The 26,497-nt window shown below is 70.0% G+C and carries 27 protein-coding genes; 11 read left to right on the plus strand and 16 right to left on the minus strand.

The window, feature by feature from the left end:
• Positions 1-95 precede the first annotated feature (95 nt).
• Entirely contained in the window at positions 96-1,658 is a 1,563-nt protein-coding gene (locus tag FB464_RS02865) for an aldehyde dehydrogenase family protein (protein WP_246092893.1), read from the plus strand.
• Between the two features lie 155 nt (positions 1,659-1,813).
• Positions 1,814-2,827: a PHP domain-containing protein gene (locus FB464_RS02870; protein ID WP_116415198.1), complete on the plus strand. Its 1,014-nt coding sequence runs from the start codon at positions 1,814-1,816 to the stop codon at positions 2,825-2,827.
• Here the strand turns inward: FB464_RS02870 and FB464_RS02875 are convergent.
• Together FB464_RS02875 and FB464_RS02880 are read right to left on the minus strand one after the other, a co-directional pair.
• On the minus strand, positions 2,781-3,527 hold the full coding sequence (locus tag FB464_RS02875; RefSeq protein WP_116415197.1) for a DUF998 domain-containing protein: 747 nt from the start codon (positions 3,525-3,527) through the stop codon (positions 2,781-2,783). The two genes, FB464_RS02870 and FB464_RS02875, sit on opposite strands and share 47 nt — an antisense overlap.
• 10 nt (positions 3,528-3,537) lie before the next feature.
• Entirely contained in the window at positions 3,538-3,993 is a 456-nt protein-coding gene (locus FB464_RS02880) for an SRPBCC family protein (protein ID WP_116415196.1), read from the minus strand.
• A gap of 164 nt (positions 3,994-4,157) precedes the next feature.
• Between FB464_RS02880 and FB464_RS02885 the strand changes: the two genes are divergently transcribed.
• Positions 4,158-4,448 carry a rhodanese-like domain-containing protein gene (locus FB464_RS02885; RefSeq protein WP_116415195.1) on the plus strand — a complete coding sequence of 97 codons (291 nt, stop codon included), beginning with the start codon at positions 4,158-4,160 and terminating at the stop codon, positions 4,446-4,448.
• Between the two features lie 60 nt (positions 4,449-4,508).
• On the opposite strand, the gene FB464_RS02890 is transcribed toward FB464_RS02885, so the two are convergent.
• The 4 genes from FB464_RS02890 to FB464_RS02905 form a co-directional block, all read right to left on the minus strand.
• A complete protein-coding gene (locus FB464_RS02890; protein ID WP_116415194.1) occupies positions 4,509-5,255 on the minus strand; it encodes a PspA/IM30 family protein in 747 nt (248 codons plus the stop codon).
• Positions 5,256-5,341: 86 nt separating this feature from the next.
• Complete coding sequence (locus FB464_RS02895) at positions 5,342-7,708, minus strand: TPM domain-containing protein (protein WP_116415193.1); 2,367 nt, start codon at positions 7,706-7,708, stop codon at positions 5,342-5,344.
• Between the two features lie 20 nt (positions 7,709-7,728).
• Entirely contained in the window at positions 7,729-8,658 is a 930-nt protein-coding gene (locus FB464_RS02900; protein ID WP_116415192.1) for a helix-turn-helix domain-containing protein, read from the minus strand.
• A gap of 74 nt (positions 8,659-8,732) precedes the next feature.
• Complete coding sequence (locus FB464_RS02905; RefSeq protein WP_170151929.1) at positions 8,733-9,287, minus strand: AraC-like ligand-binding domain-containing protein; 555 nt, start codon at positions 9,285-9,287, stop codon at positions 8,733-8,735.
• 178 nt (positions 9,288-9,465) lie between these two features.
• Between FB464_RS02905 and FB464_RS02910 the strand changes: the two genes are divergently transcribed.
• Both FB464_RS02910 and FB464_RS02915 read left to right on the plus strand, forming a co-directional pair.
• The gene (locus FB464_RS02910; RefSeq protein ID WP_342780645.1) at positions 9,466-10,935 is read left to right on the plus strand and encodes an MFS transporter; all 1,470 of its coding nucleotides are present in this window, start codon (positions 9,466-9,468) and stop codon (positions 10,933-10,935) included.
• Between the two features lie 27 nt (positions 10,936-10,962).
• Positions 10,963-11,172, plus strand: coding sequence for an antitoxin (locus FB464_RS02915; protein ID WP_116415189.1), 210 nt, complete (start codon positions 10,963-10,965; stop codon positions 11,170-11,172).
• A 49-nt stretch (positions 11,173-11,221) separates the two neighbouring features.
• Here the strand turns inward: FB464_RS02915 and FB464_RS02920 are convergent, their stop codons facing one another.
• Positions 11,222-11,782, minus strand: a complete 561-nt coding sequence (locus FB464_RS02920; protein ID WP_116415188.1) for an NUDIX hydrolase — start codon at positions 11,780-11,782, stop codon at positions 11,222-11,224.
• Complete coding sequence (locus tag FB464_RS02925) at positions 11,779-12,840, minus strand: hypothetical protein (protein ID WP_116415187.1); 1,062 nt, start codon at positions 12,838-12,840, stop codon at positions 11,779-11,781. Before FB464_RS02925 ends, FB464_RS02920 begins: the two co-directional genes overlap by 4 nt.
• A 171-nt stretch (positions 12,841-13,011) precedes the next feature.
• Here FB464_RS02925 and FB464_RS02930 point away from each other — a divergent pair, with 171 nt between their 5' ends.
• Complete coding sequence (locus tag FB464_RS02930) at positions 13,012-13,920, plus strand: cation diffusion facilitator family transporter (RefSeq protein ID WP_116415186.1); 909 nt, start codon at positions 13,012-13,014, stop codon at positions 13,918-13,920.
• Positions 13,921-14,078: 158 nt separating this feature from the next.
• Here FB464_RS02930 and FB464_RS02935 read toward each other — a convergent pair whose 3' ends face one another.
• Entirely contained in the window at positions 14,079-15,110 is a 1,032-nt protein-coding gene (locus FB464_RS02935) for an FKBP-type peptidyl-prolyl cis-trans isomerase (protein WP_170151928.1), read from the minus strand.
• 215 nt (positions 15,111-15,325) lie between these two features.
• Here FB464_RS02935 and FB464_RS02940 point away from each other — a divergent pair, with 215 nt between their 5' ends.
• Entirely contained in the window at positions 15,326-15,619 is a 294-nt protein-coding gene (locus tag FB464_RS02940) for a DUF7882 family protein (protein ID WP_116415185.1), read from the plus strand.
• A gap of 23 nt (positions 15,620-15,642) precedes the next feature.
• Entirely contained in the window at positions 15,643-16,005 is a 363-nt protein-coding gene (locus FB464_RS02945) for a hypothetical protein (RefSeq protein WP_116416636.1), read from the plus strand.
• Positions 16,006-16,029: 24 nt separating this feature from the next.
• Here the strand turns inward: FB464_RS02945 and FB464_RS02950 are convergent, their stop codons facing one another.
• The 5 genes from FB464_RS02950 to FB464_RS02970 form a co-directional block, all read right to left on the minus strand.
• Entirely contained in the window at positions 16,030-16,245 is a 216-nt protein-coding gene (locus FB464_RS02950; RefSeq protein WP_116415184.1) for a hypothetical protein, read from the minus strand.
• 91 nt (positions 16,246-16,336) lie between these two features.
• Positions 16,337-17,593, minus strand: a complete 1,257-nt coding sequence (locus FB464_RS02955; protein ID WP_116415183.1) for a sugar ABC transporter permease — start codon at positions 17,591-17,593, stop codon at positions 16,337-16,339.
• A 2-nt stretch (positions 17,594-17,595) separates the two neighbouring features.
• A complete protein-coding gene (locus FB464_RS02960; RefSeq protein ID WP_116415182.1) occupies positions 17,596-18,528 on the minus strand; it encodes an ATP-binding cassette domain-containing protein in 933 nt (310 codons plus the stop codon).
• Positions 18,529-18,625: 97 nt separating this feature from the next.
• Positions 18,626-19,732, minus strand: coding sequence for a sugar ABC transporter substrate-binding protein (locus FB464_RS02965; RefSeq protein WP_116415181.1), 1,107 nt, complete (start codon positions 19,730-19,732; stop codon positions 18,626-18,628).
• An 82-nt stretch (positions 19,733-19,814) separates the two neighbouring features.
• Positions 19,815-20,951, minus strand: a complete 1,137-nt coding sequence (locus tag FB464_RS02970) for an ROK family transcriptional regulator (RefSeq protein ID WP_246092894.1) — start codon at positions 20,949-20,951, stop codon at positions 19,815-19,817.
• Positions 20,952-21,072: 121 nt separating this feature from the next.
• Between FB464_RS02970 and FB464_RS20545 the strand changes: the two genes are divergently transcribed.
• On the plus strand, positions 21,073-21,624 hold the full coding sequence (locus FB464_RS20545) for a hypothetical protein (protein WP_116415179.1): 552 nt from the start codon (positions 21,073-21,075) through the stop codon (positions 21,622-21,624).
• 12 nt (positions 21,625-21,636) lie between these two features.
• Entirely contained in the window at positions 21,637-22,404 is a 768-nt protein-coding gene (locus tag FB464_RS02980; RefSeq protein WP_116415178.1) for an esterase/lipase family protein, read from the plus strand.
• Positions 22,405-22,586: 182 nt separating this feature from the next.
• Here the strand turns inward: FB464_RS02980 and FB464_RS02985 are convergent, their stop codons facing one another.
• Together FB464_RS02985 and FB464_RS02990 are read right to left on the minus strand one after the other, a co-directional pair.
• Positions 22,587-23,930: a glycoside hydrolase family 76 protein gene (locus tag FB464_RS02985; RefSeq protein WP_116415177.1), complete on the minus strand. Its 1,344-nt coding sequence runs from the start codon at positions 23,928-23,930 to the stop codon at positions 22,587-22,589.
• Positions 23,931-24,045: 115 nt separating this feature from the next.
• The gene (locus FB464_RS02990; RefSeq protein WP_116415176.1) at positions 24,046-25,959 is read right to left on the minus strand and encodes an Ig-like domain-containing protein; all 1,914 of its coding nucleotides are present in this window, start codon (positions 25,957-25,959) and stop codon (positions 24,046-24,048) included.
• Here FB464_RS02990 and FB464_RS02995 point away from each other — a divergent pair.
• Positions 25,958-26,296: a hypothetical protein gene (locus tag FB464_RS02995; RefSeq protein WP_116415175.1), complete on the plus strand. Its 339-nt coding sequence runs from the start codon at positions 25,958-25,960 to the stop codon at positions 26,294-26,296. The genes FB464_RS02990 and FB464_RS02995 overlap by 2 nt on opposite strands.
• The last annotated feature ends 201 nt before the right edge of the window (positions 26,297-26,497 follow it).

Below are 26,497 nucleotides of genomic sequence, written 5' to 3' on the forward strand. Positions count from 1 at the left end.
CTGCCCACCCCGCTGCCGGCCCTCTGCCCGCCCCGCTGCCCGCCCCTCTGCTCGCGGGCGACCATCCCCGCACCACCCAGTACCAGGAGTCCGACGTGACCGACACCACCACCCCCGCCATCCCGACCCCCACGGGCTCCGGCGGCGCAGCCGGCCCGACAGCGGCCGACGACGTCGAAGCGCTGGCCGGCCGCGCCGCCGCTTCCAGCCGGGCCTTCGCGCAGACCGCGCCGCGCGATCGCGCCCGCGCGCTGGTCGCGGTCGGCGACGCGCTCGCCGCAGCCGCCGACGAACTCATCGACCTCGCGATGGCCGAGACCGGCCTCGCCCGCCCGCGCCTCACCGGTGAACTGAAGCGCACGGTGGTGCAGCTGAAGCTCTTCGCCGAGACGATCGTCGACGGTGCGTACCTCGACGCCCGCATCGATCCGGCCGACCCCGAGTTCGCGCTCGGTGCCCGGCCCGACCTCCGTCGCACCCTCGTCCCGCTCGGCCCGGTCCTGAACTACGCGGGCAGCAACTTCCCGTTCGCGTTCTCCGTGGCCGGGGGTGACACCGCGGCCGCGCTGGCCGCCGGCTGCCCGGTGATCGTGAAGGGCCACCCCGGGCATCCACAGCTCTCGATCCGCACCGCCGCCATCGTCGCCGAAGCCCTCGCCGTGGCCGGTATGCCCGACGGGGTCTTCCAACTCGCCCTCGGGCAGGAGGCGGGCGTTGCGCTGCTGAAGGACGATCGCATCCGCGCCGGATCGTTCACCGGTTCGCTCCGCGCGGGTCGCTTCCTCGCGGATGTCGCTGCCGCGCGCCCCCGCCCGATCCCGTTCTTCGGCGAGCTCGGCAGCGTCAACCCGGTCTTCGTCTTCCCCTCCGCCGCGGCGGGCGCCGGCGCGGCCGCCACCATCGGAGCGGGCTTCGCCGCCAGCATCTCGGGGTCGGCCGGGCAGCTCTGCACCAAGCCGGGGTTCCTCTTCGTGCCCGCCGAGTCCGCCGCCGAACTCACCCGAGCGGTCGCCTCCGGCGTCGCCGGCGTCCCCGAGCAGCGGATGCTCAACCCGCAGATCGCGTCGGGATTCGTCGCCCGCCAGCACACCGTGCTCGGCGCCGACGGGGTCAGCACCGTCGTCGACGGCGGCACACGTCTCGACGGAGACGAGCAGGGCTGGGTGACCCCGACGGTCGCGTCGACGACCGTCGCAGCCCTCAGCGCGGCCGGTTCCGCCGTGCTCGACGAGGCGTTCGGTCCGCTCTCCGTCGTGGTCGCGTACGACGACGTCTCTGAGCTGGCTGCCCTCGCTGCCGAGCTGTTCCCCGGCAACCTGACGTCGACCGTCTTCCTCGGCGAGGGCGACGAATCAGCCCTCGTGCACGAGTTCGTCTCGGTGCTCAGCGAGACCAGCGGGCGGGTGCTCTTCGGCGGCTGGCCCACAGGCGTCGCGGTCACCCCGGCCATGCAGCACGGCGGGCCCTACCCCGCCACGACGAGCGACAGCGGAACCTCGGTGGGCTCCGCAGCGATCACCCGGTTCCTGCGGGCCGTCACCTACCAGGACGCCCCCCAGCCCCTCCTGCCGCCGCAACTCCGCGACGACAACCCCTGGAACGTGCCGCAGACCATCTCGCCCCCCGGCGCCTCGGCCACCTGGGGCGCGCTGGTCTGACCGGCCCCGCCGGCCCGCCGGCCCAGCCGGCCCGGGCGCGGGCGAACGGGCGAACGTCAGACAGCGCGACCGCCCAGGGGCGTGCGCGTCGGCCGAGCCTCGTCCATTCGTCGCGCAGCCCGGCGGGCGGGCGCGGGGAGGCGCAGAATGGGACCATGGACCCCGTCGCCGCCCTCTCCGAGATCGCCTTCCACCTGGAACGCGACCGGGCACCGCAGTTCAAGGTGCAGGCCTTCCGGAAGGCCGCGGCGACGCTCGGCGCCTGGAGCCCCGCTGAGCTGGCGGCCCGCGCCGGCGACGGCCGTCTCAAGGCGACGAAGGGCATCGGTGCGAGCACCTTCGAGGTGGTGCGGCAGGCGCTCGACGGCGGCGTGCCCGACCGCCTCGCGAAGCTGCGCGCCGCAGCGACAAGCCCCCTCACCGACGGCGGCCGGGCGCTCGCCGCCCAGATCCGGGGTGACCTCCATTCGCACAGCGACTGGTCCGACGGCACCACACCCGTCCCGCTGATGGTCGATGCCGCCGTCAGCCTCGGCCGCGAGTATCTCGCCCTCACCGACCACTCACCGCACCTCACAGTCGCGCACGGACTCACGGCCGAACGCCTCACCGACCAACTGGACGTCGTCGACGAACTCGACCGGCACACCCCCGGCCTCCGGCTGCTGACAGGCATCGAGGTCGACATTCTCGACGACGGCACCCTGGACCAGAACCCCGAACTGCTCGATCGCCTCGATGTGGTGGTGGCGAGCATCCATTCGCATCTGCGGGCAGACCGGGCCACGATGACCGAACGGATGCTCGGGGCCGTCACGCACCCGCGCACCACGATCCTCGGCCACTGCACTGGGCGGCTCGTCGAAGGCTCCCGCGGAACCCGTCCGCCGTCGGAGTTCGACGCCGCGCGGGTGTTCGCGGCCTGCGCGGAGAACGACGTCGCCGTGGAGATCAACGCCCGGCCGGAGCGCCAGGATCCGCCGGACGACCTGATCGCTCTCGCGCTCGACTCGGGCTGCCTGTTCAGCATCGATTCCGATGCGCATGCCCCCGGCCAGCTGGCGCTTCTCGACTACGGGATCGAACGCGCGGCAGCGAACGGGGTGCCGGCCGACCGCATCATCACAACGTGGCCGGTGGAGCGCCTGCTCGAGTGGGCTCGCCACTGAAGACGGGCTCTGGTGCGCGCACGGCATCCGCGACATCCGCCGCAGGCAGCCGCACCAGCGCGAACACGATCACCCAGAGCAGTGCGACGGTCGCTGCGGCCAGTTCCAGCCAGCCGCCGAGGTCCACCCGGAACCGGAACACCGACAGCAGTCCGCCGACGCCCGACGCGAGGATGATCAGCGCCCCGCTCGCGATCGACACGGCGAACAGCGGGCGGAGGGTGTGCGCATACGCCGCCTGGATGATCGCCAGCCCGACCGCGGCGAAGCCGAGCGTCGCGGCGAGGGTGTGCACGAAGTCGGCCACGGTCGATCCGTTCGTGAACGGCACTGGGCACCCCGGCGAGCAGGTCACGCGTGAGGCCAGTGCGATCGAGAGGCAGGCGAAGAGCAGGGTTGCAGAGATGCTCCACGCCCCGAGCAGCCGCACACGAGACCGGATGCCCGACCGCCCGAGGGCGACGAGACCGCCGCCGACCGCGATGGCGAGGAGGCCCGAGTTGAAGATCAGGGGAGTGGGAGCATCCGAAGCACCCATCTCGCTGAGATAGACGTTGGTCTGCGAAGCCAGCCGGGTCGCCCAGATGACAGCGACGCCGACTGCCAGCAGGACGGCACCGACCAGGCGCACGGCTACAAGTGCGGTGCTTCGCCCCGAACGGGAGAACCCCGGCGGCCGCGGGGGTCGCCGGGGTTCCATGGGACAGAGTTTACGCGGAGACGTCGCCGCGCCAGGACCCGTCTTCGGAGCCCTTCTTCTCGATGTACTCCTTGAAGTTCTTCAGGTCCTTCTTGACAGCGTGGTTGTCGGCGCCGAGAGCGCCACCCAGCTTCTCGAGGAGTCCCTGGGCTTCCCAGTCGAGCTGCACGGTGACGCGGGTCTCATCGTCGCTCAGCTTGTGGAACGTGACGACGCCGGCGTGATCGACGTCGCCGCCGGTGCTGTTCCAGGCGACGCGCTCATCGGGGTGCTGCTCCGTGATGTTGGCCTCGAACGTCTTCTCGACGGGACCGACTTTGACCGTCCACACCGTGAGGGTCTCGGTCTCCTGCTTGATCGACTCGACCTCGTCGAGGAACTTCGGGAATTCCTCGAACTGGGTCCATTGGTTGTACGCGACCGAGACGGGAACGCTGACGTCGACGGTTTCGATGACCTGTGGCATTTCGGATGACTCCTTCAGTGTCGGCGGATCCGACTCTTCGACGTTACGTCCGGAGCAAAGACCGGGGCACCCCTCGCTTTTTCGGGCCTGAATCTGGTAGGGCCGCGTTCAGCAAACCCCCAGCAGGATGGCCTGTGCGGGTGTACGGCTGCGATGATGGAGGCATGAACGAGATCTCTGTTTCCGAACTGGCTGCCGTTTCCGCACCGTCGATCATCGATGTGCGTGAGCCCGACGAGTTCGCCGGCGGGCACGTGCCCGGCGCCGTGAACATCCCCCTCGGCCAGCTCCAGGGGAGCGACCTTCCCGAGGGTCCGGTCTACGTGATCTGCGAACTCGGCGGCCGGAGCGCCCGCGCGACGCAGTATCTCGCCGGCCAGGGTGTCGACGCGACGAACATCGCCGGCGGCACCACGGCCTGGCGCGAGGCGGGCCTCGCGACAACCCAGGACTGAGCGCCGCGAGGCCCGTTCGATCAACCTGCCGAGCGGATGCTCAGCCCCGGTCGGGCGTCGTCACGACGTGATCGAGGCGGTGGATGATCCACCGGCCTTGAGCGCGGCGAAACGGGCATCGACCTCGGTGAGTTCGCCCAGGTCGTCGAGCTGGTCGAACTGCGAGTCGAGGCTCGACGCGGCGATTTCGCTCGCACCCCGCACCTTCGCCTCCTCGCGGCGGATCTTGTCCTCGAAGCGGCTGACCTCGCTCGTGGGGTCGAGGATGTCGACGCTCTTCACCGCGTCGAGCACCTGGGCCTGGGCGGCAGCGCTCTTCGAGCGGGCCACGAGTTCGCTGCGCTTCGACTTCAGCTGGTCGAGCTTCTGCTTCATCGTGTTCAGGCCGGTCTTCAGCTTGTCGACGATCTCGGTCTGCGAGGCGATCTGCGGCTCCGCGTCGGTCGCCTCCTTCTCGGACTGGATCTGGCGTTGCAGGGCGATCTTCGCGAGGGAGTCGAAGCGGTCGGCGTCGGCAGCAGTGCCTTCGCCTCCCTCCGCCCGGTACTCGTCGGCCTTGCGGCTCGCGGCCAGGGCCTTCGCGCCCCAGCTCGCCGCGGCCTCGACGTCTTCGCGGTGGTCGTCCTCGGCCAGGCGCAGGTTGCCGATCGTCTCGGCGATGGCGCTCTCGGCGTCGGCGATGCTGTTCGTGTAGTCGCGCACCATCTGGTCGAGCATCTTCTCCGGGTCTTCGGCGGAGTCGATCAGTGCATTGATGTTCGCCTTCGTGAGCTGCGCGATGCGGCCGAAGATGGACTGTTTTGCCATGGTTCCTTCTCTTTTCGTGTGGTTCTGCCGGTTGTCTGGATCGTTGTCCGTGATGGTCTGCGTGGGGACTCTGGTCAGCGGGGAGCTCAGAAGCGGCCGCCGCCGCGACGGGACCGCGTTCCGCCGCCGCCGAAACTGCCGGCGCTCCGGCCGCCGAACGAGCCGCCGCCGCTCCGGCTGCGACTGCCGCCGCGACTGCCGCCGCCACCGCCGAAGAACCCACCGCTCCCGCCGCCGCCGAACAGCCCACCGAAGCCATCGTCATCGTCGTCGTCGCTCCGTCCGCTGCTGCCGCCGAACATCCCGCCGCCCCGGTTGCCCCCGCCGCCGAGCACGGAATTGATGATGATGCCGCCGAGCATGGCCCCGAGCATCCCGTTCCCTGCGCCGCCGCCGCTGCCGCCACTGCTGCCGCCGCTGCCGCCCCCGAAACCGCCGAACAGTCCACCTCCGCCGGCCGGGCTGTCGCCTGCGCCGCCGTCGTACCCGGCTCCTGCCGCGAACTCACCCACATCACGCTGTGCCGATTCGATCGCCTGGGCGGCGAGCGAATCGGCGCGCTGCGCGGCCGCGAGTGCGCCGGCAGCGTCTGTCGGGGCCAACTCCTCGGCACGCGCCACGAGCCGCGTCGCCTCCGCGAGCCGGGTGCGCGCCTCTGCGCCGACCCCGCCGCGGCGCGCGGTGATGTAGTCGTTCGCCGCCGACACCCGGCTGCGGGCGGACTGGAGCGTCTGCGCCAACGTCGTGACAGCGCGCTGCTCGGTTGCCTGCTGTCCGCGCACCGCTCCCAGCACGCCGTCGATGTCGCGGTTCGCGAGGTCGAGTCTCTGCGCAACAGCCGACGGATCCACCGGGCCCGCCGCGAGCTGCGCCTGCACCTCGGCGATGACCGAGCTCGTGCGCTCCGAGGCGGCCGCGATCGCGCCCTGCGGATCGCCCGCCGCAGCCACGGCGTGGGCGTCGACCACATCCTGCTGGAGGTTGCCGAGCACCGCGTCGAGCTGGCCCCGTGCGGCGGCGAGGTCGGCCGCCACCCGGTCGACAGCGTCGAGCAGGAGAGTCGCCTGGTCGACCGCCTCCTCGGCAGCCCGCACCCCGACGGCGGCTTCGCCGGTGTCGGCGGCCTGCTCGTGTTCTGCGGCGTCGAGTGCGGCGCGGGCGAAGGTCAGCCGTTCGGTCGCCTGGGCCGGGTTGTCCGCGACGGTAGAGAAGGCGCTTGCCTGATACGACGCGGCGAGGGCCTGCAGGGTCGCCTCGGCTGCCGCCACCCGCGGCTCCACCGTTCCGCAGGCCGCTCGGCCCGCAGCAACTCCGGCAGGGATGTTCTTCTCGAGCTCCCGCAGCTCATCAAAGGCAGCGGCCTGCTCGTCGAGAACGCGGTTCGCTTCGGCGCAGAGCCGCACGATGTCGGCGTTCCACTGGCGGGTCTCGGCGTCGGAGTCGGGCTCGGCGTCGTCGAGCTTCTGCTTCACCTGGAATGCCTGCCGAAGCGAGGCCGTCGCGGTGTCGAGGGCCTTCTGGAAGGGAGCGGATGCGGCACTGCCGTACTGCGCCACGGCGAATCCGAGCTCCTCCGTGCTGGTCTGCACCGCATCGTCCGTCTGGACGAGCGCCGACCCCGCCTGCCGTTGGAGTTCGACGATCGGCATGCTCTGCAGGGGGTCGGTGGGGGTGTCGGTGCGTCCGGTCGATCCGCCGGCTCCGGATGCAGCGCCGCCGTCGCCGAGGGCAGCGCCGCCGCCGCCCGTGACCCGATTGCGGCGTGCAGCCCGCACGAACACGATGACGATGATCCCGCCGACGATCACGAGGATCAGTACGAGCACGATGACGATGGCCCCGATCGTGCCAGCACTCACCCCCGACGAGGACGAGGTGCCCGATCCACCCGATCCGGAACCACCGGACCCCCCGTTGACCGCGTCGCCGAGCCCCGCGGCGGCGGCCTCCGCAGCTCCCGCCCAGTCGCTGTTCTTCAACTGCGGTTCGATCCGCGAGCTCTCGATCGACGACAGCTGGTCGCCGCTGACCGGCCCAGCGCTGTCGCCGGAGAGGTAGTAGGCGCGGCCGTCGACGGCGACGGCGAGCAGGTAGTCGGTGGGGCCCAGGTTGTTGCGGGAGGCGGTCTCGTTCGCCCACCCTTCAGCGTCTGCCGGGCCTTCGAATGTTCCGACGAAGGCGACGAAGAGATCTATGCCGCTGTCGGCATACAGTTTGTCGGCGGCGCTGGTGATGGAAGCGGTACCCGCCGCATCCAGGACCCCCGCGGTATCGATGACCCGGCTGCCGCCTAGATCGACGGGCGTGCTGGCGGGAGCGGCGGAACCGGCCGTGGCGGCGGAACCGGCCGTGGCGGCAAAACCGGCCGAGGCAGACGAGGCGCCGCCGAGCGCGAGACCGAGCGCCAGGCCGAGAGCAAGGAGGGGGATGACGATCTGCCGTGGTGCTCGCATGCCCCCATCCTAGGGATCTGTCACGCTGTACGGTTCAGCGAAAACCCAGCCCGACTGGTCGCCGCTTCTTCGGACTGGGCCAGCAGAACCGCCTTCACGGTCGTTCCGTACACCGTCTTCAGAGCCCGGTGGAGTTCGTGTTCGCCGGAGAATCCGGCATGCCTGGCGATCTCCTTCAGCGAAGACACCTCGAGTCCGGTGGCCTGCAGCCCGAGCATCGCCATGGCCATCCGGCGCTCGGTGATCGCCGAGCCGGCGTTGCCGCGATCGCCGGTGACGCTGAAAGTGCGTTCGAGTTCGGCCGGAGACATCTGGAGCTGCGCAGCCAGTGTCTTCGCCCCGTAGCCGGAATCGCTCGACCCGAGCGCGATGAGCGAATCGGCGAGGGCACGAACATCCAGATCGGGCTGATGGGCGCCGAGCGAGTAGGCGTTGTCGGCGAGGAAGAGCCTGGACACCAGTCCGGTGAGCACGGTGGCCGTCGGTTCGCACGGAAGCGACTGCTCGTCGAGGATCTCGATGAGCGCGAGCAGGAACGACATCAGCGGTGAGCTCTGGGCGGTGGAGTAGGCGAAAGCTCCGAATGAGTCGTGGACCTCGACGCCCGCTGCGCGCAGCCAGCTGCGCGGCATGGAGACGGCCAGGGCGCGACAGGGCTCCGAGATCTCGACCGTGGTCGTGGCGTTCGAGGCGGCGAACGCTGCGGAGCCGGAGGCGAACCGCAGCAGGTTGCCATCGTGAGCAACCGTGACGTCGCCGTCGACCAGGGCGATCACCGCAACGCGCTCGTCGAAACGGGGGTGTGGGGAGATCCCCGGGCGAGGTCCGAAGAGGGGGATCGGTGCTGTGGGCTGCTGCACCACGTCGACGACATCGACACCGCCGAACGACCAGACCGTGCCTCGGGCGGAGGAGGGCGACGTGATCGCCACACGGATACTTCGACGCATAAAAAACCCCCCCGCTGGCTGAGCGGCCGGGGTCTGGGGCACGATGACCGCTTCAGCTGAGACGGTCGGTGCGGTCAACCGTACACGGCGCTGTCGGCGTGGAACAGTCCCGCCACGAGATCGGTCAGCACGCCCGCTGTCGGCTCGGCAGGAAGAGCCCGTTCCCTCACGCTGTCGATGAGCGCGAGAGTGTAGGTGAGCAGCGGGGACGTTCGCGCGGTCGTGGCGGCGAACGCCCCGAAGGTGTGTTCGGCGTCGATTCCGGCGTCCCGGAGACGCTTCCGACTGAGGGAGACGATGACGGCATGGCAGGTCTCGGATGCTTCGACCGTCGTCGTCGTCCCCGTGACGATGTACGCCGCCGACCCGGCCAGGAAGCGGAGGAGAGCGCCCTCGTAGGACACCTGCACCTCACCCTCCAGCAGGAACATCACCGCGATCCGCTCGCCGTGGAGGGGCGAGACATGCCGGAAGATCGGGATCGGAGGGGTGGGTGACTGCACGACGTCGACGACTTCGACGCCGGCAAAAGACCAGAGGGTGCCGTCGCCGAAACGGCGGTGGTCGGTGTCCGCGTGCGTGTCCGTGCCATGGTCGTCGCTCATTCTCGACGAGAGGGTGATGCTCATACTGCGCGCCATCGTTCTCACTCCATTACTCCGCAGCAGGGTCTGAGCACGCGGTGTCACAGCCAGAAAATACCGCCGGAACCTCACAGAGAACCGGGATGCGGCTGAAGAATACACGGGAAATCGCGACCCGTCACTCCTTCACGGCGGATTCGCCGTGAGGTCTACTCTCGACTCTGTGTCAACGACAGAGCGAACCCAGGGCAGTGGTGCCGGAGGCGTGAAGAGCCTCGTCCCGGCACGGATGGACAGGCTCCCGTGGACGAGGTTCCATTGGTCGATCGTCATCGGGCTGGGGTTCTCGTGGGTGCTCGACGGCCTCGAGATCCAGATCGTCGCGTCAGCGGGGTTCCAGAAGGATCTCGGCATGAGCCCCGCCGATGTGGGGCTCGCCGGCACGGTCTACCTGGTCGGCCAGATCGTCGGTGCGCTCGTCTTCGGCCGCCTCTCCGACAAGCTGGGGCGCAGGAAGCTGTTCATCCTGACACTCGTGATCTACCTCATCGCCAGTGCCGCGGCGGGACTCTCACCGAGCATGTACGTGCTGTTCTTCTTCCGGTTCTTCGCCGGAATGGGAATCGGCGGCGAGTACGCGGCCATCAACTCAGCGATCGACGAACTGATCCCGTCGCACTACCGCGGGCGGGTCGACATTGCAATCAACGGCACGTACTGGGGCGGCGCGGCCCTCGGATCGGCGGCGAACCTCTTCTTCCTGAACCCCGACAACTTCGCCGAGAACATCGGCTGGCGGCTCGCGTTCTTCATCGGCCCGATCCTCGGCCTTGCGATCATCTACCTGAGGCGGCACATCCCCGAGAGTCCGCGCTGGCTGATGACCCATGGCCGCGAGAAGGAGGCTGAGGAGACGGTCGACGACATCGAGGCCCGCGTGGAACGGGAGGGCGGGAAGATCGAGCCGGTCGACGAGAAGCTGGCGATCACCGTGAAGGCCACGGAGAGCATCCCGTTCCGCACCATCGTGAGGGTGCTGTTCCGCGACTACCCGAAGCGCACCCTGGTCGGCGCGACGATGATGATCACCCAGTCGTTCCTCTACAACGCCATCTTCTTCACCTATGCGCTTGTGCTGCAGAACTTCTACGGCACCGACTCCGTGTCGACGCAGTTCTACTTCTTCCCGTTCGCCATCGGCAATCTGCTCGGCCCGCTGCTGCTCGGTCACCTCTTCGACGTCTGGGGCAGGCGCAAGATGATCCTGCTCACCTATGGCGTCTCCGGTGTCGTCCTCGGCGTCTCCGCTGTGCTGTTCAGCGCTGGTGCGCTCGACGCGACGACGCAGACGATCTTCTGGTGCGTCTCGTTCTTCTTCGCCTCGGCCGGCGCGTCGAGTGCATACCTCACCGTGAGCGAGATCTTCCCGCTCGAGCTCCGCAGCCAGGCGATCTCGTACTTCTTCGCCCTCGGCCAGCTCGCCGGAGCCGGGGCCCCGTTGATCTACGGGATCCTGATCGGCGACGGCACCGATCGCGGCCCGCTGACGGGCGGCTACTTCCTCGGGGCCGGCATCATGATCCTCGGCGGCATCATCGCCTTCATCTTCGGTGTGGATGCCGAACGCAAGTCGCTCGAATCGATCACCCAGCCCCTGTCCGTCGTGACTGATGACCGGCAGACTGGGCGGTAAGAACATCCATTCAGAAGGAGCAGACCTATGGGACTCGAAGACATCACGGCAAAAGCAAAGTCTTTCCTTGCAGATGGCAAGGTTCAGGATGCGCTGAAGAGCGAGAAGGCCGAAGACGTCAGCGACAACATCCTCGAGTCGGTCAGCGGCGCGGTCAAGAAGGTCACCGGCGGCAAGTTCGACGAGCAGATCGACAGTGCCCGCGACAAGGCCGACAAGGCCGTCGGCACCGAGTGAGTGAATCCGGGGTGGAGGTGGCGCCGAACGGCGTCAGCTCCTCCCCGGATCAGTCGGAGAGCTTCCGCTCCAGCGCGTCGAGCAGCGGTTCCTGCCCCGCCACGAGAAGGGTCCGGGCCTCGGCCAGCGGCACCCAGCGGGCACCGTCTATCTCGGGATACTCCCGCAGCAGGCCCGATCCGCGTGGCCACTCGACCGTGAACGTGTTGCTGCCGACGAAGACCACAAGTTCGCCCTCCGCCAGTTCTGCCGCGTAGGCCAGCACGATCTTGCCGGACCGCTGGCGCACCTCGGCGAGCAGTCCGTACGGCGCAGGCGGCGGAGGTGCCCCGATCTCCTCGGCGAATTCGCGGAGTGCCGCATGGAGCGTGTCCTCCCCGGGCTCGACCAGGCCCTTCGGGATCGACCAGGCCCGCTCGTGCTTCCGCGCCCAGAACGGACCGCCCATGTGCGCGATCCAGACCTCGGTGCCGCCTGCGCCCTGCCGGTACAGCAGGATGCCCGCACTCAGCTTCCCGGGTGGCCGGCTGCTTCCCGTCTCCCCGTCGCCCCCCGTTTCGCCGTCGAACCCCGGCGCCCGGTCGCCGCTCGTCGGCTGGTCGCCGTTCATCGTCCGGCCGCCCGGGCGGTGCTGGATGCTCGGCGGGCCGCTTTCTCACGCTGCTGGTCGAGCCGCCCCAGCTCCCGGTCGGTCTCGTCCCGCCGGTCATCCAGTTCACTGCGCTCGGCGCGGCGCTCGGAGAGTTCTTCCTCGAGATCGGCCAGCCGGGCGGCGATCCCGTCGATCTCGTCGCTGAGGGCGTCCGACCGTTCGCGCGCCCGGTCGCGGAGCTCCCGCAGCTCGTCGAGCTGCCGGTCGACGGCCTCCAGCGCGGCCGCAGCCTCCTCGGCTTCTGCTGCTGCCCGAGCCTGGCTCGCCCGTGTGTCTCTCGGCACATCCGGATCGTCCGCGGCTCGACGGGGGCTGCCCGTTCGGGAGACGACAACGCCTCGCGCGCCAGCCTCGTCGCTCGGGTCGGCGCCCTCGGCGCAATCCGCACCCCGTTCGGGCGGGGTGAACGGCCCGCTCACGGCGCCGTCCAGGTCGACGGCCTCGAGCCCGGTCGCCGCCAGCGGCCGCACGAGACGACCCGTGCGCGCCGCCGCTGCCGCCGCGGGATCGGCCAGCACGGCCTGCATGGTCTGCTCGATGTCGTTGCCGACAGCGGGGGAGAGCTTCTGCTGCGGGGCGGGGGGTCCGCCATCCGGCCCCGCCCCCGGCAGGGACAGCACCTGTTCGGCGAGCTGCAGGGCCGCGGCCGTCGCGCGCCCGAGCGTGCTTCGGCGCTCGGCCGACAGCTCGGCCAGCGCACCCGCCTCGCCGCGCTCGCTCGCCGCCCGCACACGTGCACCGAGGGCGGCCACCGTCTCGAACTCGCCGGGTTGTCGCGTCGCGAGCAGGTTCACCGCCCAGGCCGCCGCCGACGGCTTCACCAGCCGCCTGATCGCCTCGGCCTGCTCGCGCCCGGCTGCCCTGTCGCCGCCGCCCGCCGCGCTGCCTGCCCCCGCGCCCGCCGGACCGCCTGCGCCCGCGCCCGCGCGCGCCGCTTTCGCGAGCTCCGTACGCCGGGCCACGAACTCGGCCGGTGGCAGTACGCAGAGCTCGGCGGCGACGCTCTCGAGATCCACTCCTCCAGTATCGCTCTTCGCACTGCCCCGGGCGGGGCGGTGTGAACAACCCCGTACTGGGCGGGGCCGGTGCGAACAAGCCCGTGCCGGCCGGGCCGCGGTGCGAACGGCCCCGGTGCATACTGGAAGCACCGGGCCGCGAGGCGCCCGCTCATCTCTTCGGGGGGCCGGATGATCGTCGTCATCGCATTCGTCGCGAACATCCTGGTGGCCATCGCCAAATCCGTCGCTGCGGTGCTCACCGGTTCGGCATCCCTGGTTGCCGAGGCGTCCCACTCCTGGGCGGATGCGGGCAACGAGATCTTCCTGCTGGTGGCCGACCGGCGTTCGACGCGCAGCAAGGACGACGGGCATCCGCTCGGCTTCGGCCGGGAAGCGTACGTCTGGTCGCTGCTCGCGGCGGTCGGGGTGTTCACGGTCGGTGCCGTCGTCTCGGTGATGCACGGCATCCAGGAGATGTTCGACCCCGAGCCCGCTTCCGACTATCTGATCGCCTACATCGTGCTCGGCGTCTCCGCGCTGCTCGAGGGCGCTTCGTTGCTGCAGTCGGTGATCCAGGCGCGCCGCACGGCGGCGAAGTACCGCCGGGAGGCATTCGACTATGTTCTGAACGGATCGGATCCGACGCTCCGCGCCGTCGTCGCCGAGGATTCCGCGGCCCTCGCCGGCCTGGCGATCGCGTTCCTCGGCATCCTGCTGCACCAGCTCACCGGCAACCCGTTCTGGGATGCGCTCGGCTCCGTGCTCATCGGGCTGCTGCTCGCGGTCGTCGCTGTCGTACTGATCAACCAGAACCGACGCTATCTGGTCGGGTTCAACCCGCCCCCACGCTTCCGCACCGGGGCGGCGGAGCAGCTGCTCGCGCAGCCCGAGATCGCCCGGATCACCTACCTGCACCTCGAATTCGTCGGGCCGTCGAGGCTTTTCCTGGTCGCGGCCGTCGACCTCGCCGGCGACGAGCGCGAGGAGCACGTCGCCCGGGTGCTCCGGCGCATCGAACGCACGATCGAGGAGAACGAACTCGTCGAGCAGGCGGTTCTGACGCTGTCGGTGTCAGACGAGCCGTCGCTCGAGTTCTGATCCGCCGCCGCGGGGCCTCCGGGCATCCGAAGACCGCAGAGCGGCGCTCCCGGGCATCCGGAGAGCGCAGAGCGGCGCCGCGGGCATCCGGAGACCGCAGAGCGGCGCCCCGGGCATCCACTGCCCGAAGCGCCGCGAAGGTGCTGCTGCTACTACTGCTACTGCGAAGCTGAGGCGGTGGCGAGGATGTCGACGACGAACACGATGTCGTCGGTTCCGCTGATGCCGGCCGACGACTGGCCTGTCGTGCCGTAGCCCTGGTCCGGCGGGATGACCACGATCACCTGGGAGCCGACGGTCGCGCCGACGAGTGCGGCACCGAAGCCCTTGATGACCTGGTTGGTGGCGAAACTCGTCGGGCCGCCCTTGGTCCAGCTCTCATCGAAGACGGCGCCTGTGGTCCAGTTGACACCCTGGTACTGCACGGTGACGGTGTCGCCGTCACCCACGACCGCACCGGTGCCGAGCTTCAGCGTGGCCATCTGCAGCGTGGTCGGAGCCGGGGTGCTCGGGATCGTCACCGTCGGCGTGCCGTCGTCGGCCAGGGTGACCGTCGGGAAGCCGGCGGGTGCGGGCTGGTCTGCACCCGTGGCGCGGGTGGGCATGTTCGGATCGGTCGTCGGCGAGGGTGCGGTGGTCGCCGCGGGCGCCTCGGTCACGTCTTTGACGTCGATCACGAACACGACAGTGTCGGTGGCGGCGACGCCGAGCGTGCTGTTGCCGGCCTCGCTCCAGGCGTCGGCCGGCGGCACGACGGCCACGATCCGGGAGCCGACGGTGGAGCACTCGACGGCCTTCACGATGCCGGGCAGGAACTGGGTCTGGTCGACGGTCACCTGCTGGGCGCCGACCTCGGCGTCAGTGGTCGTGAAGAGCTGCTTGCCCGACGTTCCGTTGTAGAGGGTGAAGTCGATGGTCGCGAGCGATCCGTCGGTGACTTCGGCTCCCGTTCCCACAGTGGTGACCGTGCGCTCGGTCGCCGTGGCGGCGAGCGGCGTGGTGAAGGTCGTCGTGGGGAGCGTGTCGAGGTCGCCCGTCGCGGTCACGGCGGCCGAATTCGTGCCCGGGGCCGTCGGCGTGCAGGCCGCGGCGGTGCTGGTCTCCGAGGAGGAGGGCGCCGCAGACGACGCGCATCCTGCCAGCGTGAGTGCGACGGCGGCCGCGGCGGCGATCAGGGTGATTTTTCGCATGGATCCTCAGACACTTCTCATTGGTGAACAAACCCGCCCAGTATGTTCGGTCGGCCTATGAACAACCTGTTGATGGGCTGGGAGAGCAGTCCGGATGAGGCCCGCAGGGGGATCATTTCGGAAAACTTCCGGCGAACGCGTGACGAATGGCTCGCGACATCCGTCTTATTAATGGCGTACTCTCGCCCACGTCCGCTCAGGAGGCGCACAGCACAATGGGAACACTCACCTACGGATCGTCCGGAACCGTCCTGCAGTTCGACGACCGGCTGCTGGCGCACCTGCAGGCCGTCATCATGGCGAAACTCCGGCGGGACGAGAAGTTCGGCCTGACCTGCTCGCATGACGCGGGAGGCTACACCTCGGTCTGGCTGCACCCGTCCATCCCCCTGGTGTTCACCTTCGACACGGTTGACCGGCCTCAACTCAATCGGCCGTGGGTCGAACTGCTGATGCAGTCGGCCAACAGCGGATCGGGTCTGAGCATGATCCCGGAGCCGCGGGACTGAAGACGGGCACTATCGTGGTGATGATGATTTCACGACGAGAGGCCGCGCTCCGCCTCGACATTCCGCTGGAGATGGCGACCCGGCACGGGTTGCCGCCCCGGATGACCGTGGAGGAACTCGACGCGATCGACACCGATCCACCGGCCTGGCTCGCCCAGTCGCGGGCCAACCGCACCGGGAAGAAACCCGTGTGGGTACAGCTGACCTGCTCGATCTGCGGATTCACTGAAGCGGCCCGGCCGAAGAAGTGGTGGCCGACCTTCACCTACCTCAGCTGCGACTTCCACTCCCCGGGGGAGCTCCCGCCCGTGGCATCCGGAGACACCCGCCGGGAGTTCGACGCGATCGGAAGCCGGTTCGTCGGAGTGGTCGACGAACCGGCCTGACCGGTCGCTCCTGCTCTTCGGTCCCTACTTCTTCTCTTCGAGCTTCAGGGCGACACCCAGCGCGAAGAACGTGGGGGCCCAGTGGCCGATGAAGATTCCCCAACGGTCGGACTGGGCCTTCGAGTCGCCCTTCCGGGCACGGCTGATGAAGTAGGCCACGAACGACAGCGCGATGGAGGCGAAACCGCCGGCGTACGCGTGCTCGCTCTTCAGGCCGTACTCACTGAGTTTCTCGATCATGAGGTGCTTCCTTCTGATTGTCTTCTACGCTCTGTAGATTCCTACAGTCTGCGCCGCCTTCTAGGCCGCGCACAGGCCCTTGACACAGGTCTCAGGCCTGGCCGTGGCTGGCCCGCGAACGGCGGGACAGCGAGTCGATGATCACGGCGAGCAGCAGAACGGCTCCCGTGATCATGTAACGGATCGACGAGTCGAGGTTGAGGAGCGTCAGCCCGTTCGAGATCGACTGGATGACCAGGATGCCGAGCAGAGCGGAATAGGCGCTGCCACGACCGCCGAAGAGGCTCGTGCCGCCGATGACCGCCGCGGCGATCGCGTTGAGGTTCGTGTCGCCGCCGCCGGAGGAGAGGCTCGCCGACGTCAGCCGGGCCGAGGCCAGCAGTCCGCCGAGGGCGGCGAACGTCGACGTGAGGATGAACACCGAGATGTACACCCGGTTCACCCGGATGCCGGCCCTGCGGGCCGCCTCGACAGAACCACCGACGGCGAACACCGAGCGACCCCACTTGGTGCGGGTGAGGAAGAAGTTCATCACCACGACCAGCACCACGAACAACAGGAACATCGCGCCGAGCCCGCGGTCCGTGGCGAGGTACGCGACCACGACCACGAGGAGCACCAGGAGGGCGATGGACTTGATCAGCGTCACCGACAGGGCACCGGTCGAGAGGCCGGCCTTCCGGCGGCGCGCGGCGCGGCGCACATCGGTGTAGAACACCGCGGCCGCGGCAAGCACGGCCAGCGCGTAGGCCGCCCACGGCGGGAGGAACGTCGCCTGGGCGAACTGCACGATCCACGAGTCATACGGGAGGTTGATCGAGCCGTTCGGCCCGAGCACCTTCAGCTGCAGGCCGAGGAAGGCGAGGAGACCGGCGAGGGTGATCACGAAGCTCGGCACGCCGAACCGGGTGAAGAGCAGGCCGTAGAGGAAGCCGATCGCGGCGCCCACCACCAGCGCGACAACGACGGCCAGGATCACCGGCCAGCCGAGCTGGGTGAGGCCGACGCCGAGGATGGCTGCGGCGAGACCGCTGACCGAACCAACTGAGAGGTCGATCTGGCCGAGCAGCAGCACCAGAACGATCCCGATCGAGATCGTGCCGACGGCGGCGCACTGCAGGGTCAGGTTGACGAGGTTGTTCGACGAGAGGAAGTTCGGGTTCAGGATCTGGAAGATCACCCAGATGACGACGAGCCCGATGATGACAGGAAGGGAGCCGAGGTCGCCGCCCCGCACCCGCTGCTGGAAGGCGAGCACGGCGCCGCGCACACCCTCGGTGCGGACGAGGCGTTCATCCTGGAGGTCCGCGGCGCGGTCGGCCGGGGATTCGGTGGGAGAAGTGGTCATGATCAGCGGATCTCCTTCGAACCGTCGTCGGGATTGTCGGCACCGGTGGCGTTGTCGGGCACGGGTTCGGTGACGTCGGCTCTGCCGGGGGCGGGGGCCGCGACATCCGGAGCCGTGCCGTGTGCATCGGCCGCAGCCGCCACCGCGTGCGCACTCGCGCGACGGGTGACCACGTTGTCGGTGGCGCCGGTGATGGCGGAGATGATCTCCTCGTAACTGACGTCGGCCACGTGGAAGTCGCCGTTGTTCCGACCGAGCCGCAGCACGACGACGCGGTCGGCGACCGCCTGCACATCGGCCATGTTGTGACTGATGATGAGCACGCCGAGGCCGCGCTCACGGAGGCGCTCGATCAGGTTGAGCACTTCGGCGGTCTGGGCGACGCCCAGGGCCGCGGTCGGTTCGTCGAGGATGACGACGCTCGGCTCGCCGATGAGCGAACGGGCGATCGCGACGGTCTGCCGCTGCCCGCCGGAGAGAGAGGCGACGGCGATCCGCACGGAGGGGATCTTCGCTGAGAGCTGGCGGAGCAGGCTCCACGCGCGCTGCTCCATCTCCTCTTCGTCGAGAGTGCCGTGGGTGATCTCGCGGCCGAGGAAGAGGTTCGAGACCACGTCGAGGTTGTCGCAGAGCGCGAGATCCTGGAACACGGTCGCGATCCCGAGGGCGCGCGAGGCGGTCGGGGTGGGGATCGACACCACCTGGCCGTCGAAGGTGATCGTGCCGGAATCCTGCGGGTGCACCCCGGCCAGGATCTTCACGAGCGTGGACTTTCCCGCGCCGTTGTCGCCGACGATGGCGACGACCTCCCCAGCGTGGATGTCGAGATCGATGTCGGTCAGGGCGCGCACGGCACCGAAGCCCTTCGACACACCCTTCAGCGACAGCACGGGTTCGCGGACGGAGCTCGCGGCTGGAGCGACGGCTGATTCCATCGTCACAGTTCCTCCTCAGGAATGGTGGTGGTGAGAGAAGAGGAGCGGACCCGGCCGGTGCGCACTGCGCGTCCGGCCGGGTCCGCTTCCCGGGGTGTTACTTGACGCCGGCGGTGGCGCAGGCTGCCGCGTAGTCTGCGGTGCAGATGTCCGAGGCCTTGTAGAAGCCGTCGGCGACGACGGTCGACTCGATGTTGGCGGCGGTCACAGCGACCGGCGTCAGCAGGAACGAGGGGATGGAGGCCCCGCCCTTGGTGGTGGTGTTCGACGTCGGAGTGACGCTCTCACCCTTCGCGAGCGAGACGGCGAGGGTCGCTGCCTGCTCGGCTTCGGGCTTGAACGCCTTGTAGACGGTCATGAACTGGTCTCCGGCGAGGATGCGCTGGATGCCGGCGAGCTCGGCGTCCTGGCCCGTGACGGGAGGCAGCGGGCTGACGTTGGCACCCTTGAGAGCGGCGATGGCGCCACCGGCGGTGCCGTCATTGGCGGCGTAGAGACCGACGATCTGCGGACCGAACTGCGTGATCTGGCCGGCGACCCAGGTCTGGGCCTGTGCCGGGTCCCATCCGGGTGTGTCGTACTCGGCGAGGATCTTGTAGCCCGATGCGTCGATGATCTTGTGGGCGCCCGCCTTGAACTGGCTGGCGTTGTTGTCGGTCGGCGACCCGTTGACCATCAGGATGCCCGCGTCAGCGGCAGCGCCGTCAGCCTTCAGCTTGTCGACCAGGGCCTGGCCCTGCAGCTCGCCGACCTTCTCGTTGTCGAACGAGATGTAGTACGACAGGTCGGCGCTGTTGATCAGTCGGTCGTAGGAGATGACCGGGATGTTCTTGGCCTTCGCCTCGCCCACGATGGATGCTGCGGCCTCGCCGTCGAACGGGTCGAGCACCAGCACGTTGACGCCCTGGGTCAGCATCGACTCCGCCTGCTGCTGCTGCTTGGCGGCATCGCCGTCGGCGTTGGAGTAGAGCACGGTGCAGTCGGGACAGAGGGACTTGATCTTCGCCTCGAACAGGGGCTTGTCCGCGCTCTCATAGCGAGCGGTGACAGAGTCGGGAAGCAGCAGGCCGATCTTCGCGCTCGAGGCGTTGGCGGTGTTTGCTGCGGTACCCGATGATGAGCCGTTCGAACATGCTGTGAGCGAACCGGCTGCGAGCAGGAGTGCGGCCGTCGCAATGACCGCTCTCGTGGTGGCGATCTTCATTGAAAAACCTCCCGTTACTGCCGCCCTCATTGGCGACGTGAGCGAGTTTTGCATCTTTGACGGTTGACGTCAAGACTTGAAGTCAAGCTGAAGATAACAACTTGGCGGCAGTGTTGTCGTCGGCCGTGATGTGCGCGCTGTCGACGGCGAAGACAGCGGCTCCGAGCGTCGCAGCGCGTGCCCCGAGCTGGCCCTGCACGATCTCGGGCATGAGGTCCCGGCCGACGATGACGGACCGCTCCACCGCGTGCCGGAGCGGTCCGAGCAGCAGCTCGCCCGCGCGGGCGAGCTCGCCGGCGACGACGATCCGCTCCGGGTCGAGCAGATTGCAGAGATTGGCTGCGGCGACGCCGATGTGCCGTCCGGCGTCCGCCACTGTGCGCATCGGCAGGGCCTCGCCGGCCATGGCCCGCAGCACGATGTCGCCGAGCTTGAGGCTGCCGAGATCGTCCCGCAGGCTCTCGAGCAGCGCTGGCCCGCCCGCGATGGCCTCGAGGCAGCCCCGGTTGCCGCACCGGCAGAGGGGGCCGTCCTCCAGGATGGTCGTGTGGCCGAACTCGCCGGCCACGCCGTTGTGGCCGCGGAAGATCGCCCCGTTCAGGATGAGCCCCGCGCCGATGCCGTCACCGACATCGATCGTGACGGAGTTGCTCCGGCCCCTCGCGGCTCCCAGCCGGTACTCGGCGAGTGCGGCGAGATTCGCGGCGTTGTCGACGAAGACGGGCCGTTTGAGGCGGCGTTCCATCACCTCGGCGACGTTCACGCCGTCCCAGCCGCGCATGATGCCTTTGCGGGCGGTCGTGCCCGTCTCACGGTCGAGGGGGGCGGGAACAGCGATGCCGACAGCGAGAACCTCCTGCATCGTGGCATCCACCGACTCCAGCATGTCTGCCAGCAGCAGAGTCGTCTTGTCGAGTTCGTTGTCGGCCCGGTGGTCTTTCGCCAGGGGCATGTGGTGCTCGGAGACCACGCGGTGGCTGGCATCCGCCAGAACGATGCGCATGTGCCGGGTCGAGAAGTGCACCCCGGCGAACAGGCCGAGGGAGTGCGCGAGAGTCACGTGTTGCGCCCGGCGCCCGCTCCGGGTGCTCGGTGCCACGTGCAGCAGACCGGTTCCGGAGAGCTCCTTGACGATGTTCGACACGGTTGCGGCAGAGAGGCCGGTCGCTCCGGCGAGTTCGACCTGGGTCAGACCGCCGTGCTTCTTGACGGCATCCACAATGCGCGCCCGATTGGCTTCACGAAGTGAAGTCTGAGAACCGGGAGTGCGCCGTTGGTCATCCACCAGAACAACATACAGCCCATGTCAATGCCCAGCCGGGGAGTCGCATAATTGCAGGATGATCTCTCCGCAGCTCTCCCACGCACTGCGCCTGGCCGGACTCCGCTGGCGCCCGGTCTCCGGCGACCTCTTCGTGATCTCCCGGGAAGGGTTCGAGGGCGACGTCTTCACGGTCAGCGACATGACCATCGAAGCGCACGAGTACGACACCGGAACGGTGCTCGGCTTCAACGGCACCACCGAATGGGCGCTCGACTCCGTGGCGCTCGACGACGCGCTCTGGATGCCCGCGGAGCACCAGCTGCGCGCCCTGCTCGGCTCGACCTTCCGGTCGCTCCGGCAGGTGGGGAGCAGGGGAGCGGGCGGTGCGGGCGGGGTGGGCCGGGCGGGAGATGGCGCCGTTGGTGGGACCGGGTCTGCTGCCGGGGGCGCCGGGGTGGGTTCGCTCGATGAGGACGGCCTGCTGGTCGAGGAGTCGTACGAGGTCGAGATCGTGCTCTCCGGCCAGTCCCGGGTCTTCGTCGCGGTCGACGCGGCCGATGCCTACGCCGGCGCACTGCTCGAACTCATCGGCGCTTCCGGTGGTGGCCTCGAAGCCGACCTCGGCTGAGCGGCCCGGCGCGTGAACCGGCTGGCGAAGGCGGGCTACTGGATGCTCGACTACGGCTACAGCGCGAGGGCGGAGGTGGGAGGCATCCTGCGCCCGCGCGGCCGGCGCGCGCTCGTCGGGCCGGCCGGCGCAGGGCAGGGTGCGGGCGGGGGCGTCGACGCGGGCGGGGGCGCCGACGCGGGCGGGGGCCCGCGGCCCGCCGGACCCGTGAACGTCGTGCTGCTGCCGGGCGTCTACGAGCGCTGGCACTTCATGCTGCCGATCATGCGGCGGCTGGCGCGGCAGGGCCACCCCGTGCATCCGGTGCCGGAACTCGGCCGGAACGTGCTCCCGATCGCGGACTCCGCACGGCTGCTCGCCGACCGTCTCGCGGCCGACGACCTCCGGAACGTCGTTCTCGTGGCGCACAGCAAGGGCGGGCTGATCGGCAAGTACCTGATGCTGAGGCTCGATCCGGAACATCGCGTCGAGCGGATGATCGCCGTGAACAGCCCCTTCTCGGGTTCGACGTGGGCGCGGTACCTCCGCCTGTCGAGCATCCGGATGTTCGCCGCCGACGACCTGACCGTCACCTTCCTCGGCGCGCCGTCACCCGTGAACGCCCGCATCACGTCGGTGTACGGAACCTTCGACCAGCACGTGCAGGCGGGGAGCGTGCTGCCGGGCGCGCGCAACGTGCAGCTGCCCGTCGCCGGTCATTCGCGCATCATCGGCTCCCGGGCCCTCGCGGCCCTCCTCGACGAGGAGCTCGCCGAAGTCGCTGCGCGCCTCCACCCCTGACCCCCGCCCGCGCCCCCCGCCCCCCGCGCCACCCTCCCTTCCCTCCTGCCGCGCGTGCTCCCCCTTCCCTTCCCCGTCGTCCCGCAACTTGATCGATCAAAAGGACGCCAACTGCTCTTTCGCCGCGGATGTGGAGCAGTTAGCGTCCTCTGGATGGGGTCCGCGGCAAGGGAGGCTGCGGGTCAGTGCGCGGCGCGGTGGCGCTCGTACCGGGCCCGCGCCTCGATCGCCATGACGGCGGCGAGCTGGGTCGAGAGCGCGGTGGTCGCGCCGGGTGCTGCTGCCCAGTCGTCTGCGACGAGGGGGTACGGATGCGCGGCGAGCCGGAGGGGCGCGGTGGCGGGGGTGGCGGCGAGGGCAGATGCCAGAGCGGGGGCGGCGGCGCGGGCGGGGGCGGCGAGCAGGTCGGTGTTGGCGAGGAAGAAGGGTTCGAGCATCCGGAGCCCGGCGCTGCCCGGGGCGAGACGTTCGAGCAGCAGCTCGAGGTAGCGCACGAAGACACCCTTGAAGAGGCCTGCGTCGCCGCCGCCGCGCTGGTCGAGGCGCGCGGGCTCGTCGAGGAACCGGCCCGACGGGGCCAGTCGGGCGATGGTCGCGGTGGCTGTGCGCACGGCGCGTTCGAGGAGTTCTGCGCGGGCGGTGCGGTCGAACGCCTCGACGAGCGCTCCGAGGTAGAGGCCCTGGTTGTAGCTGAACAGCCATTCGGAGTCGAGGACGCCGTCGCCCTGCCGGTTGAGGCCGTCCGCGACGAGGTCGGCGGGGCCGGCCGGCCTCCCCTCGGCGAGAGCGCTGCCCTGCCCTCCCACGAGGGCATCGGTGAGAAATGTGAGCGAGGAGTCGGCGGCGGTCTCGTAACGGAGGCTTCCGGTGCGGCTGGCGAGCCGTGCGGAGAGGATCGCGAAGGCACCATTCGTCGGCGCGTTGAGGTAGTCGAGCTGGCTGTCGCGCCAGGCGATCGCACCGGGCCGAGCACTGCTCCCGCCGTGGGCGTGGATGTACGCCCAGAGCGCCTCGGCATCGGCCAGGTACCGCGGCGCACCGGTGAGGTCGAACAGCCGCAGCGCGGCAAGGGCCAGCCAGCCCATGTCGTCGAAGTAGTGGTTGAACAGCCCGCGGTTGCGGCACAGGATGCCCGCGTAGGTGTTCTGGGCGAGGGCGACGCGCCCGGCCGCAGCGCTCGCGCCGGACCGTGCCGCGCCGGACCCTGCCGCGCCCGACCCTGCCGCGCCGGACCCTGCCGCCCCCGCGCCTGCGCCCTGCCGGCCGCTGCCGGCATCCGCAGCGCCGCCGGCAGCGCCGCCGGCAGCGCCGCCGGCAGCGCCGCAGCGCCGCTCTGCCCCGTCGACCCTTACCTCGACCGCGTGGGCGAGCCACCAGTAGTTGAACGTGGCGATCTGTCCGAGCCGCAGCGGTGCCGTGTTGTGCAGCCACCGGGCACCGAAGACCCGGCTCTGGAAGTGGTGGGTGAGCCCCTGTTGCGCCCCATCCCCGAGGCGGCCCCAGGCAGCGGCGTCCCGCGAAGTCATAACCATCGCTCCGTCACAGCCATCGCTCCGTCACAGCCATCGCTCCGTCACAGCCACTGCTCCGTCACGGCGGCCCGGGGTCGCCGCAGCCCCCGCCTCACAGCGAACCCCCACGTCACTTCAGGGACGGAGCGACGAACCGCAGCCACGCCCATACCGACAGGCTCACCGCGGCGAACCCGACGGCGACCAGCAGCAGCGGCAGGACGGCGGGCGCGGGCGCCGCGATGAGTCCGCTGCCGGGCGCGACGGCGGGGGCGACGACGGCCGCGAGCAGCGTGAACGAGCCGAGTGCCGTTGCGAGCCAGGCCGGCCGCGACCAGGTGAAGAGAGCGCGCCCGCTCAGCCGGCCGAACGGCAGCACGAGAACGGCAGCGGCTCCGAACGAGCCGAGCACGAGGGTGTTCAGCGTCTCGGTCGTGAAGGCGCCGAATGGGGAGTTGAGGTCGGGCAGCAGGCTGATGGTCGTCCAGGCGACTCCGCCGAGCACGAGCAGCGAGAGCAGGTGCAGCATCGCGAACTGGCCTCTGATGCGCTGTGACACCCCGTCGACGCAGCCGATGGCGAGCACCAGGCCGAACAGCAGGGCGGGCTCGATCGTGAACACGCGGGAGACCAGCGACGCGATCACCGCGAGCACCAGGTAGCGCGGAGCGAACGTCACGACCGAGCGCACCCCGAGCATCCGGAGCCCGAGGAAGCGGGGAACCAGCAACGAGACAGCGTTCAGCAGGGCGAAGGCGAGGCAGATGGCCGCCAGCAGGCGGAGGTAGGCGGGCTGGTTCTCGACCGGACCGGAGAGCATGCCGATCGCTGCGGCTGCCACGACGGCGACGGAGGCGAGCAGCCACGGATTCACGCTGAGCTCTGGTGCGCGGTCGTACTCGGCGCGGGGGCGGTTCCGCCCGGTGAGCCGGGTTCCGCGGCGCTTGGCGCGGGCGTGCGTCGCAACCGAGACAGCCCCGGCCATCAGTCGGGCGGGGGCGGCGACCAGTAGGAGGGCCGCGAGGGCGACTCCGACGGCGAGCAGCCAGTTGAGGCCCGACGCCTCACCGAAGACGGGCGTGAGTGCGCCGGAGAACCGGGTCGAGCCGGCCCACGAGCCGTCGGCGGCGTGCGTTTCGGCGTGGGAGGGGCTGCCGCCGCCCGCGCTGCCGTCGGGGGTCCCCGGCAGGGATCCCGTGCCTCCCGTGCCCGATCCGTCAGAGCCGGAACCGGATCCGGTGCCACCCGGGTTCGTGCCGTCGCCGGTGGCCGCGCCGCCGCCGCCCGCGCCGGCATTGCCGCCACTGCCCCCGGTGCCGCCCGTGCCTCCGCTGCCCGGCGATGCCCCCGGTGTCTGGCTCCCCGCTCCCGCCCCGGGTGTGGCGGGCGCGCTCGGCGACGGGCTCGGAGCGGGAGTCCCGGCCACGAAGACCGCGTCGAACGGCGCGCTCTCGTTGCTGACATTGCCCGCGACATCCTGCTGGATCGCCGACACCGGAGTGCGGCCCGCCGCCAGTTCGCCGCCGGTGCAGCTCCAGGCGCCGTTCTGCACGGTCGCCGTGCAGGCCGCGAACGAGCCGGCGAACACCGTCACGAGGGCGTCCGGCTCGCCAGTTCCGGCGAAGACGGTTCCGGATGCCCGCACGGAGGTTCCCGCTGCGGGGCTGGTGACCACCGGCGGTTTCGGCGTGTCGGAGTCGATCCGCAGGGTGAACGTCGAGGCGGCCGACGACTCGCCGCCACTCCAGGAGGTGGTCTGCGTGGCGCGCACACGGAGGCTGCCGCTCGGGATGCCCGATCCGAGGTTGCACGCCCAGGCGCCCGACCCGTCGACCACCGCGAGGCAGTCGTACGTGCCGGCGTCGCCCTGGCCGCTGGCGTTCACGGTCGCCCCGGCGACCGCCGTGCCGCGGATGGTGCCGTACCCGGTGCTGACTCCCGAGCTGGAGCCGGACTGCGCGGTCGGTGCATTCAGCACGTTCACGGTGACCGTGTCGCTGAGGTTGTCGTGCCCCGCCACGAGCTGCACGACCCGGAGCTGCATGCCGGGAGCGCTCGGCAGCGTGCCCGTGCTGCAGCTGAAGGAGCCGTCCGCTCCCGCGGTGGTCACGCAGAGCGGGTCGGACCGGCTGCTCGCCGAGACCTGCACGGCGCTGCCCGGTTCGGCTGTCCCCTCGATCGTGAAGCTCCCGCCGAGGAGAGCCCCGGCTGAGGGGGAGGTGATCTCCGGGCTGGCGATCGGGTCCGGGTCGGACGGCGGATCCGTCGGGGGAGGAGTCGGGGTGGACGTCGCGGTGGGCGTCGGCGCCGGCGCGATGCTCGGCGCCGGGGTGGGCGAGGGCGACGGTGAGGAGGTGGCGGCCGGTGCGGCATCTGGCTGAGGCGTTCCGGTCGGCGACTCCGCGGTCGGTGCGGCTGCGGTCGGAGACACCGCGCCCGGCGACACCGCGCCCGGCGTGGCGGCGGCACTGCCTGCACCGGTGGTCAGCGTGAGCGCGACAGGCGCGATTAGCCCCAGAAGTGAGAGCGCGATCAGGACCCGGAATCGCGAAGTCCGAGCAGCCGGCCCCGCCGGCGCGCCC

It is taken from the genome of Subtercola boreus, from assembly GCF_006716115.1.
Classification (GTDB): Bacteria; Actinomycetota; Actinomycetes; order Actinomycetales; family Microbacteriaceae; genus Subtercola; species Subtercola boreus.